Here is a 20,191-nt window from a genome sequence, read left to right as displayed (position 1 = left end):
GTTAAACTGATCAAGACGAAAACTCATGTTATTCTTCCAGGTCGAGCAACGTACAAAAATAAGCATATTCATCGTACCGCATTTTTGTCAGAAACGCAAGGCGTAAGCCTATTTTTTTTCAAAATTCCTTTCAAAAGTTAAAAAACGCTATCATAATAGGGAGGTTTTACACCTTTCGACAAAGTTCTCATTATCGTGTGGACTCTTTTTGCCAAACAAGTCCAGTTGAAGCAATTTGAACGTTTCCTTGAAAAACTGCTTCTGCTTCGCTTAGTAACGTTTCATGATCTCCATAGTGTGGCAAATGAGTTAAAATCAGTTCCCCCACGTTGGCCTCTGCAGCAAGGTGCCCACAATCGGTGCTCGTTAGGTGTCCTGCCTTTTGCCCATCCTGTCCATCATAAAAGCTGCATTCAGCAATTAACAAATCAACATTTTTGAAAAATAAAGGCCATTTATCTAGCCAGCTTGTATCCGCAGTATAACCGACTTCCGTACCAGCAGCTGTTATTCTCATCGCTTGACAAGACACGGGGTGCGCTGTTTTAGAAAAACGTATTTGAAAAGGGCCGATGTTGAGTTCGTCCTCGGGATCGTAATGAACGACTTTTGTAAATGGTTCTTCAACTAGTGAAGATATGTAAGGAGTATCCACTGGCGCTGTATATATGGTTAAAGGGTGATCGCGCCACTCTATCCGCTGATGCACTAAGCTAGAAAAATGTAGTGGACCAATATCAGCCACATGGTCATGATGCGAATGAGAAAGTACGACCGCGTCAAGCGTCTCTAGCTTTATATGCTTTTGTAATTGTGCCAACACGCCGCTCCCACAATCGACAAGCAAGCGATAGTGATCGTACTCAAATAAATAACCGGCTGTCGCTCCCCCAGCTCCTGGGAACCCTCCCCATATTCCTAATACTGTCACTTTCACACGAAGCACTCTCCTTTAAGTATCTTTAGATATTGATTGTGTCATGTGATGCTTCATCCGCCTGCTATGTTTCCAATACTCAAAAGCACCAGATCCAAGAAAAACACCAACGACAATGGCAATAAACCCAATCCAATGACGCCAAGTAACGACTTCATTTAGAATGAGTCCCGAACCAATTAAAGCAAAAAAAGGCGTGAGGTTTGTAAAGATGGCGGTTTCGGCCGGTCCAAGTTTTGGAATTGCTTGGTTATATATCAATTGACCGAGCGCGGTTGCAAAAATCGCGGACATGAAAAAGCTACCCCACGCAGACACTGTTCCTGATGATAAGGTCGTGAAGCCCGCTGGTTGTGTCATGAAAGCAAGTAATAGTAACCCGCTCGCTCCGATTAAAATAGAATAGGCAGTCAGGAGCAAAGACGGCACGGTTTGACTGGCTTTATAAACAAAAATAAAGCCAATGGCCTGGGTAACAACAGCAAGCAAAATACTGATATCACCTTGAACAAGCCCTGTAAATTGTCCGCTCCCAAACAGTACGACGAGCGATACACCAAGCAACCCTAATAACACACCTAAAACGCGGATGAGGTGAAAGCGCTGTTTAAGAAAAAAAGCCGCGCTTATCGCTGTGGCCAGCGGCACAAGTCCAAGAATAAGTCCACTATTGGTACCGGAAGTCGTTGACAATCCAAGTGCAAGAAAAAAATGATGGCCCATAATGCCGATGAAGCCTGCTCCGGACACATAAAACATTTCCTGCTTGGATACCCACCTTAGCTGCTTGGTTACTGCACAGATGAGCAACAAAACACTGCCAGCTACAAAAATCCGCAAAGCATTGATCGGTAATGGGGCAAACGACGTGACGACAATTTTCAACACTGGCACATTAAAGCCCCAAAACAACGTTGCCATAAGAACAAAGATGTATACACTCCAAGAAGTCTTCACAATTGCACGTCCTTCTTATCCTTCAGTTTTAGCGTGGGGCATTAAACTCAATGACATTCCCAGAAGGATCTGTCACATACACTTGATGCCAAGGCGTCTTATTATTCGGTCGATCTAAATACGGTACATTCGTATCTTCGAGATGCTGAAGCAATGCCGCTATCGATTGCACACGAAACGCGACATGCCCATCTCTACTATCAATGTCATTCGTCCCCCGCAGACTCCGCCCATCATTCGCATTAATTAAATGGAGCTGTTGGCTTCCGATCGTATACCACGCCCCAGGAAAGCCAAAGTCAGGGCGGTCATCCTGTGGTTTTAGTCCTAGCTTTTTTTCATAAAACTCACGGGCATCATCCATATTTGTGACGACCAATGAAACATGGTGAATTGATTGCAACTCAATCATTCCTCTTCCCCCTACCACAGATTTACGTTAAGCATATCTATAATGTCCAACCATTTCAATGAAGTTCATTCATATTATAAAAAAGAGCCACCGTAACATAAGACGATGGCCCAACCTATAGAAAACACGCTCATCCGCCTCTTTTCACTAGTTCCTTCATAGACTATATGCGGACCTTTCGCTTATAGCCCTGCGAAACATACGATCAAGATTAACAAACAAATAGGAGAGCTGTTTATTTTTTCTTCTTCAAACGACGGTTATGAATTGATGAGCGATTGAGCCTCTTTTTGAATATGAATCGCTTGTTCTTGAGCCTTTAAGGAAAGCTCAGCAGCTAAAAAGGCATGCTCCTGAGTCATCGCACGTTCAGTGCGATTCAGCACATCTAATATCAATTGACCGAAAAATGGAAACCCTACTTTTCCTTTAAGGTCCATATGGAATTCCCCTTCATGATTGGCAAGGAACAGCTGATCCCCATTAGCAGACCTTGCAATGTCGATATATTTTCGGAGCTCGATCGTCCCTTTTTCTCCTAAGATAAACGTTCTGCCATCTCCCCATGTAGACAAACCGTCGGGCGTAAACCAGTCTACGCGGAAATAATTGGTCGCTCCATTATCTGCAACAATCGTTGCATCACCAAAATCCTCTAATTCAGGATAGTCTGGGTTTGCATAATTACCCACTTTACTATGCAGCACCTTCCCTCCACGAGCGCCGGAAAAATGCAAGAACTGCTCGACTTGATGACTGCCGATATCACATAAGATGCCGCCATATTGTGAATGATTAAAGAACCAGTCTGGTCGTGACTGTGCGTTCAATCTATGTGGACCTGTGCCAATCACTTGAATGACACGACCAATCGCTCCATCCTCAATTAAATGGCCGGCATGAATGGCACTTTCCACATGAAGTCGTTCACTGTAGTAGACCATATATTTTTGGCCGGTCGCTTTTGCCTTGGCACGCGCCTCCTCAAGCTGAGTCAATGTCGTAAAGGGGGCTTTGTCCGTAAAATAATCTTTACCGTGATCCATCACCCGCATCCCTAAAGCAGCACGTTCTGATGTAATTTTAGCTCCAGCGATAAGCTTTACTTCACCGTCTTGTAAAATGTCCTCCTCAGCTTTTGCGATTTGCACCGTTGGATGTCTTTCCTGAAACGCCTCCACTAGCCGAGGATCAGGATCGTACACTGATTTCAACGTCGCACCAGCCTCTAAAAGTCCATTGCACATCCCATAGATATGGCCATGATTTAAGCCAATCACTGAAAAGACAAATTCTCCTTGCTGGACGACAGGCTCTGTTTTGCCAACGGGTGCATAGTTCATTCCATCATTTTTTGCACCGATCATGACCTCCTTTTAATGGGTTCCCTTGACATTTAAAGTTTTTTGGTGCGTCGGTTCCTTTTTAGTATCAGATTGAAGAACTGCTTCTTGGAGCTTTTGATAATACAACTCTTCATCGATCGGTAGCTCGACCCAATCATCAAGCCAGCTCGATAAATGGATGGCATTGGAAATTTCTAAGCCGTGAATACCTTCCTCACCTGGGGCAAGCAACGGGCTGCCTGTCCGAATGGAAGAAATCCAATTTTGCGTGATGCCTTGATGACCTGTCGTTTCTCCGCGAACGGGAATATTAATTTCCCAACATTCTGGGGCTCCGAATCCACCTGTATGCTCGGCATTAAATTGACGCTCAGGTACGCGCAGCCGGTGAAAAATTAATTGATTATTTTCCACAACGACCTTCCCATTGTTCGCAGAAATTTCAAATCGATTTGTGCCTGGTGCTTCACCAGTGGATGTAACAAACAGTCCGGTGGCTCCGTTTTCGTATTCCACATAGGCGGTGACATCATCTTCAACTTCAATATCATGAAATTTTCCAAATCCGCAAAAGGATCGTACGCGTTTTGGCATGAGTCCTGTCGTCCATTGCCACAAGTCGAGTTGGTGAGGGTCTTGGTTTAACAGCACGCCTCCTCCTTCTCCAGCCCAAGTAGCGCGCCAGCCCCCTGAATCGTAGTAGCTTTGGGGACGATACCAGTCGGTGATGATCCAGTTGGTTCGTTTGATTTCTCCTAGCTCCCCAGACTGAATTAAGTCTCGAAGTTTTTGATAAAGAGGATTTGTGCGCTGATTGTACATCATACTAAACACTTTGCCACTCTTTTTAGCTTCCTCATTCATTTCTCGTACAACCTTCGTATAGACACCTGCAGGCTTTTCTAACAAAACGTGGAGCCCATGTTGAAAAGCTTTTTTGCTATCTCTGGGTGGCTGTAATGTGGCGTTGCGATTAATACTGCATCAACCTTACCTGACTCTATCAACTCTTCGGCTGAATCATATGTGTTTACACGCTCACCTAAAGCACCATCAGCCCAGCGAATGCGCTCCTTGTTCACATCAGAGACAGCCGTTAAGTTTGCGCCTTCAATCGCACCATCATTGAGGTACTGTGCGTGAACAGCTCCCATATTGCCAAGTCCAATCACACCGACATTTACCAATTCCATACAACAACACTTCCTTTCATGGATGACACGTTTTACCTTCATTGTAACGAATTTTGCTGCCGATCATTTGTCTCTTGTTGTTTGTTTTCTCCTTCCTTTTTCCTTATGTTGCTCTATTGTTGATATCCGCGCGTAAAGCGCATCTTTCACACTGAAATATAAATCAACATCCCTTTGATCTTTGCCCGAAAACTTGATATTCCCTGTACCCTTCCCTAACCTTTGGCTGACCACCTCTTTTTTGCACTCTGCAAAAATGATGGCACGTGCTTCAGCCGTGTTTTTCGTGTGTAAAATCCGAGAAATCTTAATAGACGCATTTGTACTTTTCATGTAGGATAAAATGTGTCTTGCTGGACTTGGAGTGTTGCAACAAGCATATATTTTAAACTGTATTTTTATTTTCACCGATTAACCTCAATAAAACGATTAAACCCATTCCATCAAGCACGATTCATCTGGCACGTTTACTTTTGCAAGACATGAGTGACGGCTTTTTTATATGTACACATTTTGAAAGGAGACATGTTTGTGATGCAGAAAAAACACCGAAAGCTTCAACATTTATCAATGATACGTTTTTGGTTGACCATTTTCATTTTACTTTGCGCCAGTTCAACTGTATCCGCACAACCTACGCCGACTGCTCTTGAGCAGCTTGCAAAAACGAAAGCATATTATGAGGAGAACGTTGACACCCCCGATGACTGGTCAAGTTTACACAGGTCGTTTATTGATTCGGCACCAGATGTTGAATACATAAAAAATCATCAATCAAGAGAAGAACCATGGCCGACCAAACCGACATCTGTCGCCCGCATTGTGACTGGATTGTCTGCCGCTGGCGAGGATGCTTCTGCACCTGCTTATGACGGCTTAGTCGATCATTTAGTCGGCTTCGATCAATCCTATTACACTGCAGGTGTGAACGAACTAGCCTGGACGCTGATCGCGCTAGACAGCGGGTCTTACACACCTGAGACAGGCATTGACAGAGGCTGGCTGATTGATGCTCTACTCGAGCAGCAAACCGAAGACGGATTATGGCCTGGATTTCAGCCGGATATGTCAACTGTCGTCATGACAGCCTTAGCACCTTACAATACGGAAGCTTATCCTGAAGTTCAACGCGCCTTAGCAAAAGCTGCATCGGCTTTTGAAGGTTCGATTCCTGATAACAGTAACTCAGTCGCCCAGCTCATCATTGCGTTAAGCGCAAATGGGATTGACCCAGCAGGCAGTGACTATACTGCTTCTGAAGGAACGACACTCATTGACGCTTTATTAAGCTATGCGCTGGAAGATGGAACATTTTTTTGGAATCATGAATATCAAGACAGCAATGCTTTAGCTACGAAAGATGCGTTCCATGCCTTAATGGCATACGATGCATACGTCAACACTGGCAGTGGTCTAATATACAATGACTTATTAGAACAGCGTACGGATGCTTCTGCTACAAAGCCGACAGAAGAAGGTGAGACACGAAACGAGGATCGACAGTCTGGGCTTCCCGTGACGGTCTCTGTTGCACTGCCAGGAAATGAGTGGCTCTCTATGGATGTGAATGCGTCCACTCCAATCGATGGCTTTGAACAGTTACTCACTAAGCAGTCGGTCTCTTATCAAATTGAAGACACTGCGTTTGGTCCCTACCTGTCGGCGGTCGACGGTCTTGAGGCGGGAACTTACGATAGCAATGCCGGATGGCAATTTACAATAACTCGTGATGGAAAAACGTTTATTCCAAATGTAGGTGCAGGATCAACCGATGTCTTGCACGAAGGTGATGTTGTCCAGTTTTATTATGGCGGATTTGGTGTTCAACCAGTGAGTGACTATTCATTTGCGATGATCGAAGAAAATACTTTAGCCATTGCACTTGAAAAGATGATCGTAACCTATGACCAACAAGGAATCGCACGCGAAACAACGAGCCCGGCTGCTCAAGTGGACGTTCAACTGAATGGACAAACCGAAAAAACAAATGAGCATGGAATCGCCGTGTTTTCAAATGTTGAGGCTGACCTTTTTACAGGACGTGCACAGTCTGGTGCTGAATCCGACCTGCCACAGATCGCACCGACACCACTATCCTTTACAGCTGAACCGTTTTCCGATACGTCTCCTGCCTTTCCAGATGCGCTATGGATTGAACCGTATGCTTTTGAGTCTGTAACGACTGCCGTTGAACATGGATGGATGGACACCGTAGCTGAAACGGAAGCGTTCCTGCCTGATAAATCTGTCACGAGAGCGGAAGCTGTTCAGTTATTCATTAACGTAATGGATGTTGACGTACAAACAACTGAGGTGACTGAGCCATTTACTGATGTCGAGTCACGCACACCCTCGTATTCCGCTGTTGCAGCCGCCTATCAAAAAGGGTGGATTCAAGGGAATAACGAAGGTCAGTTTTTGCCTAAGCAGGCCATATCGAGACAAGAGCTCGCTCTGATAATAGACCGAATGCTTTCAATCCCTGAGTACGAGGATGCCAATTCATACATTGACGAAGATCGCATTTGGACAAACGCACGTGACGCTGTTTATTCTTTAACAGCCGCCGGACTGCTAAAGGGAGACGGTAATGCCTTTCACCCGCACGAGGATGTTTCGCGGGAATCGGCTGCTGTTATCGTTGATCGCATCGATAAATGGATGCATGCCACCCCTTAGTCTTCCGTTTGGGCGCTCTATGCGCCCTCTTTTTTTACGATCACACGATGTTCCTGTAAGTCTTTTTGAAAAGGAGTGACCGCTAATGTGGCGCAAAAACGTTCGTTTTTTTCTTATTTTTACATGGCTTACGCTGCTACTGGCAGCCTGCCAACCGGCAGACCTCTCAGAAGCAACACCTGCACAGCTGGCTGCTGATCGAGCTGAACAAAAAACGAAGAAGAGCGGAGACATCTTAAGAACTCAGCCACTTGTGGACATTGAGCCAGCACTCCCTTCTGAACAAGATGCTGTCGCCCCAAAGCCTGAAACTCAGACAGTAGAAAAAGACGATGAAGCAAATGAATCTGATCAAGATGCCCCCTCGGAGCCGACACCTTCTACTTCTCATAGCAGAGAAAATACGCCGTCTTCAGAAGAACGAGCCGAACCCCCGCTGGTATCAGCTCCTGAACAGAAGGCATCAGAGCCTGACCCACAACCAGAAGCGTCTGAGCAAAAGCAAACAACCGTTTCTTTGACGATTCAAGGTGTTGATGCTTCAATTCTATCTGCACATGAAGTCGCTATAGATGAAGGAGATACCGTATTAGATATTCTTATCACACAGGCAAAGGAAGAACGCATCCCGATCGAATACGAAGGGGCTGGTCCTTTTGCATACGTCCAAGGGATTCAAAACGTATATGAATTTGACCATGGGCCACAAAGCGGCTGGATTTACCGTGTCAATGGAAAGCTCGCTTCTAAAAGTGCGGGGGCTTACGAAGTAAGAGAAGGAGATGTGATCGAGTGGGTGTATACGACCGTTCTTCCAGACCCTTCTTCCTAAAAACGGGCGGCTATCAAGAACTGCACCCTGTTGCGGTTTTATGCTACGGCCTTGGCTTACTGACCATGAGCTTTAGCACAAGCCACCCAATTGTCCTTAGTCTTTTAGGACTATTTCTTTTTTTTATCGTCATTTTTTATCACGGGCGGCGAAGTCTTTCTCTGCTTCTTGCCACGAGCATTCCGGCGATATTCATCATATTGCTTAATCCATTGACCTCTCAACGTGGAACAGTCGTGCTTTTTTATCTCGGTGATCGCCCGATTACATGGGAAGCTGTCCTTTACGGACTGCGGATGGGGATATCCTTTTGGATGACTGTTCTTGTTTTTCTTCTCATGACAGCGAGTCTCACCCCTAGTAAGTGGCTCTCGATCATCGGGAAATTGTCCCCGACATTTGCGATGTTGATCGTATCTGCTTTACGACTCATCCCTTTATACAAAAATGAGCTTTTATCGTTTTATAAAGTCCAAAAAACAAAATCGAGCACATCGTGGCGTCGTTTACACCATCGTTCCGGACAGCTGCAAGTGTTTACCGCAATGGCACAGCACGCATTGGAAAAAGCCATTGTGATGGCTGATGCGATGAATGTCCGTGGGTATGGTTCTGGTCCGCGAACAAGCTACAACCCATACATTTGGAAAAAGCTTGACCTTTATTGGACCTTGAGCACTGGACTATTGTTGCTCTTTTATCTGGCACTCGTTCTCTCTGATGGTGCCCAACTGACACTATCTCCCGCAGCAGAGCCGCTATCGTTATCGTTCATTGATCTATCCGCATTGGCTTGCGGCATCTTTTATATTCTTTGTCCACTTGCTGCTGAAAGGAGGCTTTGGCAATGCTTACGTTAACCAATCGTTCATTTTTCTTCGGAAACGAAACGAGGGCTTCGCTTGACCGGGCCACTGGTGAAATCAAGGAAGGTGACTTCGTTCTCTTGCTCGGGGCAACGGGGTCCGGGAAGACAACATTACTTAAGCAATGGCTGCCCTCCCTTTTACCTGTAGGGAGCTTTTCTGGTTCTTCTTTCGTGGATGGACGACCTGTACATACATTGTCTAAGCGAGAGCTAGCTCAGTTCGTAGGTATGGTCTTCCAAGACCCCGATCGGCAAATTGTCATGGATGAGGTCGCTCAAGAGCTTGCTTTTTCAGCGGAAAATGTCGGCATTGATTCGCTCACCATTCGAAAACGGATGGCGGAAATATCATATTATTTGCAGTTACAGCCATTGCTCGGGCGGCAAGTGCACTCCCTTTCCAACGGGGAAAAGCAACGGGTCGCCCTTGGCTCAATCCTAATGCTCCGTCCGCGTGTTTTATTATTGGACGAACCTACATCGCAACTCGATCCAGTCTCAGCAAAACACTTCCTTTCTCTTTTACAACAGATTCATCGAGAATTGGGGCTCACTGTCATGATTTCCGAGCATCGCTATCAAGACCTTTTTAGCGTTGCCGATCAGCTGTGGATGATGGAAGAGAGCAGGCTCATTTTTCAAGGGCGACCAATAGATTTCGTTAAACAGACAGAGATGTCGAAAAATCATTTGGCTGCTGCTTATCTGCCCGACGTTACGCAACTCTACTTGGCGACAAACCAAAATGAAGGTAACCCACCGCTCCATGTGCGTGATGCACGGAGGTGGCTTCATAAAAAACCGCCCACCATTCAGCCACCGTCCACCGACAAACACGATCGTACCCAGAAAAAGATCCTTATGCGTGCGTCTCATCTTGATTTTTCCTACAAGACATCAGAACCCATCCTAACAGATTGCTCTCTCTCACTTCATAAAGGGGAGATCACGGCACTTTTAGGCGGGAATGGTTCAGGGAAAACGACGTTGTTGAAACTGTTGGCGGGCATAGAAAAACCTAATTCCGGGCGCCTCTTGCTACACGCTAAGCCTTTAAAACACTATAAATCCTCTCTCTACGAACGGCTGGCATTTTTACCGCAACAGCCTGCGTTTTATTTTAGTGAAGACACCGTTCTTCAAGAATTACAAAACGCCAGCTCAAGCAATCATTCGGTGGTCGATATTGAACAAACGATCGACCTTTATTGCCTACGTCCTCTTTTGTATCGGCATCCTTTTGATTTGAGTGGTGGTGAAATGCAAAAGGTGGCGCTTGCCTGCCTTTCTCTGCGGGAGCCCGAGGTCGTCCTTTTAGATGAACCGACAAAGGGACTGGATCATGCGGAAAAGAAACAGTTTCATATGCTCCTAAAAAAATGGGCGGAGAATGGAACAGCAGTGCTTTTTTCTACACATGATATCGAATTTGCAGCGCGGACTGCTGATCGCTGCACTATGATATTTGCCCAGCGTCTATTGTTAGAGGGGTCGCCCACTGAGGTGCTTACGGATAATGCATTTTATACAACGGCAATTCACCGCGCCCTGCAGCCCTATGCAAAAGACATTTTAACGCTTGAGGAGGCACTAGAAAGATGGGCGTAAAACGTATACTGCTCTCCTTGTCCTTTTTGTCCTTTTCGCTCGCCGGACTATTTCTGTGGTATGCAAAATACGGACTTTCTATTGTTATGCTTTTTGTCGGTACACTGCTGAGCTTCGTTCTCCATTTGGAACAAAGGGCCTTAGAAGCGCGGGAGGTTGTCCTCCTGTCGAGCTTGGCTGCCATTGCAGCCCTCGGGCGTTTGCCCTTTGCTGCCCTTCCTTCTATTCAGGCAACATCGTTTGTCGTCATTATGACAGGGGTTACTTTTGGGTCGACCGCAGGATTTTTAGTCGGTGCGGTCGCAGCTTGTGCATCAAATATTTTTCTCGGTCAAGGGCTGTGGACGCCCTTTCAAATGGTCGCCTGGGGAATGATGGGGGTTGGTGCGGGATGGCTAGGGCGGCACGACCGCCTCACTTTAAGAACGCCGCTCTCGATATACGGGGCTGTGACAGGATTGCTATTCGGTTGGTGGATGAACTTGTCTGTTCTTCTCCCTTTCTTAGATACACTCTCATGGGAAGTGATCGCCTTTACGTATGTGCAAAGTATTTGGTTTGATGCCGCTCACGCAGTATCCAACGTGATTTTTTTGACAATGCTTTCACCCGCATGGCTCCGTTTGCTGAAGCGTTACCGAGACGTATACGGCTTATTAAACGCAAAGCCAAAACACGACCTGTGATCTCCCTATTGTTGATCACCTTTACGGCTGAGTAAGAGGTTCCATAATGATTGTTATCTTTGGGAAATGATGACACGTTAGCAGATCGGAAGAACGTTAAAATGACCCTGCATTTCTAAAAAGAAAGCAGGGTCGCCTATTTAAGATAAGATCTTTTTATCCTGAACGAATGACAGCATCGTCTCTGCGGCCTTGTTCGCCTGTGTAATGCAGTCGGGTAAGCCTAAACCATCGTATGAAGATCCAGCTAGTACAAACCGTAGATAGTGCTCATTCAAGGCTGATTTTAGTTGTTCAATTCGTTCTTTATGTCCAACAACATATTGCGGCGTGGCTTGTCTCCAACGGGTCACGACAGAGAAAAGGGGTGCCTCATGAATTTGAATCACTTTTTTCAAATCGTGCAGCGCTATTCCGACAATCGCATCATCAGACTGCTCGATGATGCCTTCATTCCCTGGTTTTCCTACATAGGCACGCAAGAGAACATGTCCTTCCGGAGTTGTATGCGGCCATTTTTTTTGCGTCCATGTACAAGCGGTAATGTCATAGTCGCTTTTCTTTGAAACGACAAACCCAGTGCCATCTTTTAGCCCTTCAACGGCTTCCTCGCGAAAAGCCATCGCAACCGTCGCTAATGAGGCTGAAGGCATGTCGACAATCGGTTGCACGATCGCTTCATCTTTTATGACCTCTGACAGGTTTCTGTGCCCTGCAGCAAAGATGACACCATCCGCTTGAATGACACCTTCCTCAGTATGAACGTCATACCGGTCGCCATTTCTCTCCACATCTGTAACAGCCATTCCTGTTCGTATGTCGCCAAGTGTCAATTCTTCAGCTAAACGCTCAACGATGGTTTCCAACCCATTTTTCAACGTCAGAAATTGACCTTTCTTCTTTTGTAAAGGCTTGGTACGGGATTGCTTCATTCCTAAAATGAGTGACCTCTTCTTTTGCTCCACCTCATAAAATTGCGGAAAGGTCGCAAAGAGACTCAATCGGTCGATATTGCCTCCGTAAATCCCTGAGAGTAAAGGTTCAATTAAATGATCGACAACTTGGTCGCCGAGACGTCTCCGAAAAAATGCACCGACGGATTGGTCACCGGTCTCATTGCTTTTAGGGATAAAGATATCAGCACTCGCTCGCAGCTTGCCGACAGGAGTAAACATCTTTGAAGTGATAAAAGGCCGAAATGATGTCGGAACCCCCATCACTGCACCTTTAGGTATAGGATGGAGAGTCTCGTCAATCAACACGTAAGACTGCCCGGTCGTATTTCTGACCAGCTCGTCCTCAAGACCTATTTCTTTACATAGCTCGGCCGCGCTCGTTTTTCGTTCTAAAAAAGAATCGGGACCACGCTCGATAATAAAGCCATCTTTATACAAAGTACGAATCTTTCCTCCAAGACGGGGTGACGCTTCTAATAAGGTGTATGACAGTTGGCCGTTTGACTCTCGTGCAGCTTGTTCTAACCGATACGCTGCTGTAAGGCCAGTGATCCCTCCTCCAATCACGACAATGTTCTTTGTCATCGTTCGACGCTCCTTTAAGTCAACTTCCGCTGACAGGCGTCTGCCAACGCTTCAATAAATTGAGGGGATGTGTTTGGCATCGGCGGCCGGTAATAAGACACACCGAGCTCATCAGTGACGACCTTACACTCATAATCGTTGTCATAAAGCACTTCAAGATGATCAGCCACAAATCCGACGGGAGCATAAATAAAAGCCTCGTATCCGTGTGATTCGTATAAATCTCTCGTCAAGTCTTGGACATCTGGTCCAAGCCACGGATCGGGTGTATTTCCTTCACTTTGCCACCCAATCGCTATCTCTCCTACAGAAGGAGCACCTTCTTTAATCGCCTGTGCTGTTGCTTGAAGCTGTTCTGGATAAGGATCTCCATCCTGCAAAATTTTCTCTGGCAAGGAGTGCGCTGAAACGATCAACACAGACTTGTCCTGTTCGACAGCCGGAAGCTCCTGATAAACGGCTTCGATTGCATCGACCCAATACTGAATAAACTTCGGCTCCTCATACCAGCTTTCCACAGACGTAATGGTTGGTCCATTAATCTCTTCAGCGTGTTTTTGTGCTCTTCCATTATAGGACTTAACTGAAAAAGTCGAGTAGTGAGGCGCAAGAACGATACTGACCGCTTCCTCAATTCCGTCAGCTTTCATCGCATCGACAGCCTCTTCAATGAACGGCGTAATATGCTTTAAGCCTATATATAGGACAAATTCACGATCTTCGTAGCGTTTATTAAGCTCATCCTGCAACGCTTCCGCCTGTGCCTTCGTTATTTTAGCGAGCGGTGAGATGCCGCCAATCGCCTTGTAGCGATTTTTTAGATCGTCTAGCATTTCGAGAGACGGCTTTCTTCCTCTGCGAATGTGTGTATAGTAAGGTTCAATATCTTTTTCTTCATAGGGAGTACCGTATGCCATCACGAGTAGCCCAATTCTTTTTTTACTCAACGGACATCGCCTCTTTTCGCTTTAGCTTCTTCAGAATAAGCATGTACAAACTGCGTTAGCTTTTTTAAAGTAGCTGGTGACACTTGTGGAAAAACACCATGGCCTAAATTGAAAATGAAGCCGTCAGTTTGCACTCCTTGATCAATAATGGCACGTGCGCGCGATTCAATCACGTCCCATGGCGCTAGCAGCAAGGCTGGGTCTAAATTCCCCATCACTGTTTTTTGAATCCCAAGTCCGCGTGCTTCATTAATTGGCAAACGCCAATCCAATCCGACGACGTCAACAGCTAGATCATGCCAATCCAATGCTAAATGGCTTGCTCCGACACCAAAGATGGTCACTGGAACACCAAACGCTTTAATTTCCTTAACAATTCGAAGCATCACTGGCTTAACCGCTCGGCGGTATTCTTCCGCATTTAAAGTGCCTACCCAAGAGTCAAACAATTGAATGGCATCAACGCCAGCGTCTACTTGCGCTTTGACATAAGTGACAACCATGTCTCCAAGGCGTTCCATCAGCAGAGACCACGTCTTTGGCTCACTATACATCATCGCTTTCGTACGATGATAATTTTTGGAAGGACGACCTTCAATTAAATAGCTTGCCAAAGTAAACGGCGCCCCACTAAAACCAATAAGTGGAACGTCGAGCTGCGTTTTTAATAAACGGATCGTATCAAGTACGTAAGGAATGCTTTCTTTGGCATTTAATTGCCCGATCGCTTCCACGTCTTTATACGTTCGTACAGGCTCATCAACGACTGGACCTACGCCACTTTGAATTTCAACGTTAAGTCCTACCCCATGGAGAGGCGTCATAATATCTTTATACAAAATTGCCGCATCTACACCATATTGTTCGACAGGCAGACGCGTGACATAAGCACATAATTCTGGGTCATACGTAATTTCATTTAAAGAGTGGGTCTCTTTAATTTTTCGATATTCAGGCTGCGAACGACCCGCCTGCCTCATATACCAAACAGGTGTGTGCGGAGCCGACTCCCCTCGGCACGCCCGCAAATATGCATCATTTATGATCGCCATTTAAACGACCCCTTTCCAACGATAATCATCACGTTTTCTTTACTATATCGTAACGAAGTTTTCATAAAGATAACAGCCTTCGTATGCGATTGTCATGAAATCGACTTTTTTCAAGCCGGTGCAAAGTATAGATAAACTCTTTGCTAACTCTTTTCAACAGCTTTTTAGCGTCTGCTTAGCAACTCTTCTATAATTTTTAATCCTGGAAAAAGAAGCGAGCGAAGGCAAAAGTCACGAGAGGACGAGTGAGCCTCAAGGTCAACATACGGAAACGACTTTTTCAAGTCGATCAATTGAAACGTATTCAATTATATAAGAAACGTACGACCTATGCCACATAAGGGCTTATTCAACGAAAAGGACTTGAACAAATGGCCGTAACGTGAGATTATCACCACTAGAAGGAAGTGATTGCCTTGAAGGATAAAAAATTTTCTGGAATCTTACTCGTATCCGATATGGATGGTACGCTGCTAGACTCAGATAAACGAATCAGCCGTGAAAATAAAAAGACGATTGACTATTTTGTCGAACATGGTGGCACCTTTACATTAGCAACAGGCCGCATGCCTGAATCGGCAATGCATTACCTTAATGATGTCACGATAAACGCACCTGGTATTTTTTATAATGGCGGCACCATATTTGACTTACATACAAACAAGGTATTATATCAAGAAACACTCTCAAATCATGCGGTTGAACTGACGAAAAATTATATGTCGATTTATCCAACCTGCGGGACAGAAATTTATCATGACGGCGTGCTGTATATCGCTCGTCACCACCGCTTAATTGATGAACACCTCCGCGTTGAGCGATTTACGAGTGAAAAAGTCAATTCACTTGTTGACGTGCCGCAGCCATGGCAAAAAGTCATTTTCGTCGATGAGCATGAAAGAATCGACCAAATGGAGCTGGAAGCACCTGAAGAGACACCGATCGGACATTACGTCAGGTCAGATGCGATGTTTTTAGAGTTGCTACCGCCAGCGGTATCTAAAGGAAAAGCACTGACAAAGCTGGCTGCTTCTTTACAGATCCCGATAGAGCGGGTGTGCGCCGTCGGGGACAATATGAACGACAAAGTGATGCTTGAAACTGCCGGCGCTGGTTTTGCGGTGTCAAATGCTTGTGGACCCATTTTGCAATGTGCTCCGTATCAATGCTGTAGCAACGATGAGCATGCGCTTGTCGAAGTCATTGCTTGGATCGAAGCGAACTGGACAAAGTAACTCGGCAGATCCAAAGCGGTTTTCTATCATGGAAAACCGCTTTGGATCGCATCAATCGATCCGATTGACTTAATGGATGTCCTTCGTCTTAAACTGTCCGCCTTTGACATCTTGAATGTTACCTACAGCTAGAAATGCGTCCTCATCAATCTCTTCCACAAGATTATGTAGTTTTGATTCTTCAACACGTGTAATGACGGTAAAGATAACTTTTTTATTATCGCCTGAAAAAGCACCTTCCCCGTATAAATAAGTGACCCCTCGACCAAGCTGCTCATTAATCGCTTCACCAATCGTATGTGCGTTTTCGGAAATAATCCATACCGATTTCGAGCCATCCATTCCGGCCACCGTCGCGTCAATCATTTTATAAGCAATAAAATAAGCAATCATCGAATAAAGCGCACTTTCCCAATTAAAAACAAAACCCGCCGCTGAAATGATAAAGATATTCATAAACATGATGATCTCTCCGACAGAGAACGACGTTTTTTTCGTAAATAATACCGCGAGCACTTCCGTCCCGTCTGTCGTTCCACCGTTTCTAATCACCAATCCTACTCCAAAACCAACGAGCAAGCCTCCAAATACAGCAGCAAGCAATGTATCATCGACAAACGCTGGAACTGAGTGCAGCATATAAGTGCTGACGGCTAAACAAGAGATACCGAAAAGGGTCGTGAGTGCAAACGTCTTTCCCATCTGTGAGTATCCTAAAAATACAAATGGTAAATTTAACAGAAACAAGTATAAGCCAAGGTCACCTGGCGTCAATGTTGAAAGCATAATGGAAATCCCCGTAATTCCACCATCAATAATTTCATTAGGCACGAGAAAGATTTCTAAGCCAATGGCAATAATCATAGCGCCAATAGGTACTAAAATGAGTCTCCTTAACAGCTTATATAGCGTACGTTTCTTTTTATGTTCCATACCGTTCACCTAGGATGTGTCGTTTAATATCACATGTGACGCCTAATAGACTGAATGCTTTAAAAGTATCTCAAAAAGAGGAGGCAACGCAAATGCGTCCCTCCTTAGCACCAATTATTGAGCTTGAAAAGACGATTGATGCAGTACGAGCAACCGGTGAAGTGGTCTCGTACAAATCGTATAAAGCAAGTATCGATCCTGTGTATCGTTATAATAGGCTTCCCCGGCATCCGCGACGATAACGCCATCAAATTCTAGCCCTTTACTCATATAAGATGGGATGACGGCAATCTTTTTGTATATTGAAGAAGATGTTTTCGAAATGAGCTGGCAATCGAGATGAGGCTGTAGCACTTGATAGAGCTTTTCTGCCTGGTTAGAATGCTTCGCAACGATCGCAAAAGTTTGTAGCCCCTCACCTTCCCATTCTTGAATCGCTTGACAAACCTGCTCCTCCCATTCGCTCTCATCCGAAAACTGCTGAACTACAGGTGGCTTTCCCGGTCGATCAATGGCCTCCATCCGAATCGGTTGAGGTAACAGATTTGACGCAAAAGAGACGATTGGTTTCGTCGATCGATAGCTCGTATACAAAGATGATACTTGAACTTCTCCGAAGAGCGTGCGAAATTTAGCAAATGGGTCGTCCTCGGTAGGAAATCGAAAAATTGCCTGATGAATGTCCCCAAATAGCGTAAACTGCGCTCTAGGAAAATAGTGCGTAAGCAAGCGTAGTTGAATTGGCGTGTAATCTTGCATTTCATCAACCATGACCTGTCTTTCTTTATAAGACCGCCGATCGAGCAACACATTCTTCATATAAATCAACCCAGCGGCTTCTGCGTACGGAAGCTGACCTTTTTGAAGCGCTGCGAGTGATTGACGTGATATGTCGTCCCAATGTGCAATGTCTGGTAGCTCTTGTGAGTACATTTGCGTGTAAGTGCGATAAAAATCAATAAACGTCAATTGTTGTACTTGCGTAAGCGCTGACTGCATTAACCGGCGAGCATACTTTTTACTCCGTTGCTTCAATTCACTTTCTTCACCAACATAATCGTCACGGTTTTGCAGGCGATTTAAATGCTTTTGAAACACCTGCTTTTCCATATGCGCCAGTCGCTGCCTTACCTCTTTTTTTAAGCGTTGTAACCGCTCGCTGATCGGCTGGTCAAGCGGCATGTCTTTAAATGTCTTTTGTAGAAAAGCAGCAGACAGCAGCACTTTGTCTTCAATCCGTATATCGCGAAAAACTGGACCTTTGTCTTTGAGTGATCTCACATACGCTTCGACTAAATGAACAAAAGCCATTGACGTCTTAAATGCATAAACGGCATCGCTCGCAGTACTCGAAGACTGTCGGTGTGTCCGTTCTAAAAAGTCATATGGATGTTCGACTTTGTTTTCTTTTCCACTTAACTGAACCATAAGATCATACAGCATGAGCTGGTGGATATTTTTTTCACCGAGCTGTGGCAGTACATTAGACAAGTATTCTCTAAACATTGGGTTGGGTGACAGTAAAAGAAAGTCTTCATGTGTGAGCTTGTCTTTATATGAATAAAGCAAATAAGCGACCCTTTGCAGTGCTATAGACGTTTTTCCGCTGCCGGCGACACCGTTAACGACCATCGTCGTTTTCAACTGACCGCGGATGATATCGTTCTGTTCTTTTTGAATCGTCGCTACAATCGTTTTCATCTTCGTATCTGAAGCTTCACCAGCAAGTGATTCTAGCATTTTATCTCCAACGGTCACTTCGGTATCAAAGACATGCAACAGCTCGCCTCGTTTAATATCAATTTGTCTTTTTAAATGCACGTCACCACGAACAGTACCCGCGGGGGAAGGAAACGACGCTTCGCCAAGAGTCACCGTATTATAAAACAAATTCGAGATAGGGGCTCGCCAATCGTAGACGAGGAGCTCGCCGTGTTCATCACGGAGAGAAAATGTCCCTATATACAGCTGCTCAACCTCTTTTGTTCCTTGCTCCTGAAAATCGACCCGTCCAAAGTATGGTGTATTTAATTGCTTCTCAAGCCTCACATAGGCATCCCTTTTTTGCCGATACGTATCTTCAAGCCGCTTGAGCTCAACTGCTTTTGAGCGAATTTCGACAGAAGTTTCCATCTTGCTTTCCCAGCTTGAATTATCAATTGACAGCCCATCCCAAAATGCTTGCGATCCATTTGTAAATCCGCACGATACGCTTCTAGTTCTTCATAAATCGCTTTGTGTTGCTTAGCGATCACGTGAAGCACAGCTTCCAGCCGTACCTTTTCTTCCTGAAATGCTTTATTCAAGTCCCCCATCTCCTCCGATCATCGTGTAACATGTAACGTCACTTAAGACACCTCTACGACATTAGACTGTTTTCCCTCGAGCTTTGTTTGTGGGTTATAAGGCACAACATAAAAGCTTCCCGAAAAAAACGCAGGCAGATGCGAGAGGGTATAAGAGCCTTTTCCTGTCACTTCACCAATCATCCGGTGCTCGTCCGCTGTTTTTTGATAGACTCGATATATGACGCGCTCGTCTTCCTGTGGTGTCCAAGACAACTCCATTCGATTCCAATCAAACAAGTGGAATGTATCATCGACGGATAAATCGTTTATGTCTGCAAGGTGCACTGGTTCTTCCATATCACTCACACCAGCTGGCTTTTGGAAAGCAAGTGCTTCATGATCTTCTGGAAGGACAGACGTGAAGAGCTTCGTTGCCGCCTGACTACCTTCATTGATGTATGTCTCTGTAGTCGTTTTGTCGTACCCCATCCAGACGACACCGGTCCATTTGGGCGTATAGCCGGCAAACCATAGGTCTCGATTTCCTCCTTGGACGGCATCATATTGTGTCGTTCCTGTTTTCCGGCAATCGCTCCCCCATAGCCGTGACCTGCACCCGTTCCTTCAGCCATAACCCCTTCAAGCATTCGTGTCATATACCATGCCGTTTGCTTCGA

General features: G+C 45.3%; 18 protein-coding genes and 2 pseudogenes. 6 read left to right on the top strand and 14 right to left on the bottom strand.

Features of this window, described 5'->3' with window-relative positions:
- Positions 1–190 precede the first annotated feature (190 nt).
- From G4V62_RS05715 to G4V62_RS05690, 6 genes and pseudogenes are all read right to left on the bottom strand, one after another.
- Positions 191–937, bottom strand: coding sequence for an MBL fold metallo-hydrolase (locus G4V62_RS05715; RefSeq protein ID WP_165200122.1), 747 nt, complete (start codon positions 935–937; stop codon positions 191–193).
- Between the two features lie 15 nt (positions 938–952).
- Positions 953–1,894 carry a DMT family transporter gene (locus G4V62_RS20525; protein ID WP_165200121.1) on the bottom strand — a complete coding sequence of 314 codons (942 nt, stop codon included), beginning with the start codon at positions 1,892–1,894 and terminating at the stop codon, positions 953–955.
- Between the two features lie 28 nt (positions 1,895–1,922).
- The gene (locus G4V62_RS05705; protein ID WP_165200119.1) at positions 1,923–2,306 is read right to left on the bottom strand and encodes a VOC family protein; all 384 of its coding nucleotides are present in this window, start codon (positions 2,304–2,306) and stop codon (positions 1,923–1,925) included.
- A gap of 260 nt (positions 2,307–2,566) precedes the next feature.
- Positions 2,567–3,673: a Gfo/Idh/MocA family protein gene (locus G4V62_RS05700; protein WP_165200117.1), complete on the bottom strand. Its 1,107-nt coding sequence runs from the start codon at positions 3,671–3,673 to the stop codon at positions 2,567–2,569.
- 9 nt (positions 3,674–3,682) lie between these two features.
- Positions 3,683–4,845 (bottom strand): annotated as a pseudogene (locus G4V62_RS05695) (Gfo/Idh/MocA family protein).
- A 63-nt stretch (positions 4,846–4,908) separates the two neighbouring features.
- Positions 4,909–5,253 (bottom strand): hypothetical protein, encoded by a 345-nt coding sequence (locus tag G4V62_RS05690; protein WP_165200115.1) that lies wholly within the window; start codon positions 5,251–5,253, stop codon positions 4,909–4,911.
- 126 nt (positions 5,254–5,379) lie between these two features.
- Here G4V62_RS05690 and G4V62_RS05685 point away from each other — a divergent pair, with 126 nt between their 5' ends.
- The 5 genes from G4V62_RS05685 (at position 5,380) to G4V62_RS05665 (ending at position 11,518) form a co-directional block, all read left to right on the top strand.
- The gene (locus G4V62_RS05685; RefSeq protein WP_246218285.1) at positions 5,380–7,524 is read left to right on the top strand and encodes an S-layer homology domain-containing protein; all 2,145 of its coding nucleotides are present in this window, start codon (positions 5,380–5,382) and stop codon (positions 7,522–7,524) included.
- Positions 7,525–7,609: 85 nt separating this feature from the next.
- A complete protein-coding gene (locus G4V62_RS05680) occupies positions 7,610–8,356 on the top strand; it encodes a DUF4430 domain-containing protein (protein ID WP_165200111.1) in 747 nt (248 codons plus the stop codon).
- Positions 8,317–9,216 carry an energy-coupling factor transporter transmembrane component T gene (locus G4V62_RS05675; protein ID WP_165200109.1) on the top strand — a complete coding sequence of 300 codons (900 nt, stop codon included), beginning with the start codon at positions 8,317–8,319 and terminating at the stop codon, positions 9,214–9,216. The genes G4V62_RS05680 and G4V62_RS05675 overlap by 40 nt, the downstream gene beginning before the upstream one ends.
- Positions 9,204–10,832 carry an ABC transporter ATP-binding protein gene (locus G4V62_RS05670; protein ID WP_165200107.1) on the top strand — a complete coding sequence of 543 codons (1,629 nt, stop codon included), beginning with the start codon at positions 9,204–9,206 and terminating at the stop codon, positions 10,830–10,832. The genes G4V62_RS05675 and G4V62_RS05670 overlap by 13 nt, the downstream gene beginning before the upstream one ends.
- A complete protein-coding gene (locus G4V62_RS05665; RefSeq protein WP_165200105.1) occupies positions 10,823–11,518 on the top strand; it encodes an ECF transporter S component in 696 nt (231 codons plus the stop codon). Before G4V62_RS05670 ends, G4V62_RS05665 begins: the two co-directional genes overlap by 10 nt.
- 140 nt (positions 11,519–11,658) lie before the next feature.
- Here G4V62_RS05665 and hemY read toward each other — a convergent pair whose 3' ends face one another.
- From hemY to hemE, 3 genes are read right to left on the bottom strand one after another with little or no spacing between them, the layout of a single operon-like run.
- On the bottom strand, positions 11,659–13,059 hold the full coding sequence (gene hemY, locus G4V62_RS05660) for a protoporphyrinogen oxidase (RefSeq protein WP_165200103.1): 1,401 nt from the start codon (positions 13,057–13,059) through the stop codon (positions 11,659–11,661).
- 14 nt (positions 13,060–13,073) lie between these two features.
- Positions 13,074–14,006 carry a ferrochelatase gene (gene hemH, locus G4V62_RS05655; protein WP_165200101.1) on the bottom strand — a complete coding sequence of 311 codons (933 nt, stop codon included), beginning with the start codon at positions 14,004–14,006 and terminating at the stop codon, positions 13,074–13,076.
- Positions 14,003–15,058, bottom strand: a complete 1,056-nt coding sequence (hemE, locus tag G4V62_RS05650) for a uroporphyrinogen decarboxylase (protein WP_165200099.1) — start codon at positions 15,056–15,058, stop codon at positions 14,003–14,005. The genes hemH and hemE overlap by 4 nt, the downstream gene beginning before the upstream one ends.
- 416 nt (positions 15,059–15,474) lie before the next feature.
- On the opposite strand from hemE, the gene G4V62_RS05645 reads away from it, so the two are divergent.
- Positions 15,475–16,293 (top strand): Cof-type HAD-IIB family hydrolase, encoded by an 819-nt coding sequence (locus G4V62_RS05645; protein WP_165200097.1) that lies wholly within the window; start codon positions 15,475–15,477, stop codon positions 16,291–16,293.
- A gap of 69 nt (positions 16,294–16,362) precedes the next feature.
- Here the strand turns inward: G4V62_RS05645 and G4V62_RS05640 are convergent, their stop codons facing one another.
- The 5 genes and pseudogenes from G4V62_RS05640 to G4V62_RS19530 form a co-directional block, all read right to left on the bottom strand.
- Positions 16,363–17,226, bottom strand: a complete 864-nt coding sequence (locus G4V62_RS05640) for a YitT family protein (protein WP_165200095.1) — start codon at positions 17,224–17,226, stop codon at positions 16,363–16,365.
- A gap of 114 nt (positions 17,227–17,340) precedes the next feature.
- The gene (gene helD, locus G4V62_RS05635) at positions 17,341–19,359 is read right to left on the bottom strand and encodes an RNA polymerase recycling motor HelD (RefSeq protein WP_165200093.1); all 2,019 of its coding nucleotides are present in this window, start codon (positions 19,357–19,359) and stop codon (positions 17,341–17,343) included.
- On the bottom strand, positions 19,272–19,532 hold the full coding sequence (locus G4V62_RS05630; RefSeq protein WP_165200091.1) for a hypothetical protein: 261 nt from the start codon (positions 19,530–19,532) through the stop codon (positions 19,272–19,274). Before G4V62_RS05630 ends, helD begins: the two co-directional genes overlap by 88 nt.
- A gap of 42 nt (positions 19,533–19,574) precedes the next feature.
- Positions 19,575–19,871 (bottom strand): hypothetical protein, encoded by a 297-nt coding sequence (locus G4V62_RS05625; protein ID WP_212508678.1) that lies wholly within the window; start codon positions 19,869–19,871, stop codon positions 19,575–19,577.
- 5 nt (positions 19,872–19,876) lie between these two features.
- Positions 19,877–20,191: pseudogene (locus G4V62_RS19530) on the bottom strand (hypothetical protein); the annotation flags it as partial.

The sequence above is a fragment of the Litoribacterium kuwaitense genome, from assembly GCF_011058155.1.
GTDB classification, from domain to species: Bacteria; Bacillota; Bacilli; order Bacillales; family DSM-28697; genus Litoribacterium; species Litoribacterium kuwaitense.
The sequence above is the reverse complement of the archived record's forward strand: the minus strand, read 5'-3'. Positions and strand labels throughout refer to the sequence as shown.

Coding starts and splice junctions, on each gene's coding strand:
- G4V62_RS05665 (WP_165200105.1), top strand. CDS start 10,823: ATGGGCGTAAAACGTATACTGCTCTCCTTGTCCTTTTTGTCCTTTTCG.
- G4V62_RS05670 (WP_165200107.1), top strand. CDS start 9,204: ATGCTTACGTTAACCAATCGTTCATTTTTCTTCGGAAACGAAACGAGG.
- G4V62_RS05685 (WP_246218285.1), top strand. CDS start 5,380: ATGCAGAAAAAACACCGAAAGCTTCAACATTTATCAATGATACGTTTT.
- G4V62_RS05625 (WP_212508678.1), bottom strand. CDS start 19,871: ATGGAAGAACCAGTGCACCTTGCAGACATAAACGATTTATCCGTCGAT.
- G4V62_RS05680 (WP_165200111.1), top strand. CDS start 7,610: ATGTGGCGCAAAAACGTTCGTTTTTTTCTTATTTTTACATGGCTTACG.
- G4V62_RS05705 (WP_165200119.1), bottom strand. CDS start 2,306: ATGATTGAGTTGCAATCAATTCACCATGTTTCATTGGTCGTCACAAAT.
- G4V62_RS05640 (WP_165200095.1), bottom strand. CDS start 17,226: ATGGAACATAAAAAGAAACGTACGCTATATAAGCTGTTAAGGAGACTC.
- hemE (WP_165200099.1), bottom strand. CDS start 15,058: ATGGCGATCATAAATGATGCATATTTGCGGGCGTGCCGAGGGGAGTCG.
- helD (WP_165200093.1), bottom strand. CDS start 19,359: ATGGAAACTTCTGTCGAAATTCGCTCAAAAGCAGTTGAGCTCAAGCGG.
- hemY (WP_165200103.1), bottom strand. CDS start 13,059: ATGACAAAGAACATTGTCGTGATTGGAGGAGGGATCACTGGCCTTACA.
- G4V62_RS05700 (WP_165200117.1), bottom strand. CDS start 3,673: ATGATCGGTGCAAAAAATGATGGAATGAACTATGCACCCGTTGGCAAA.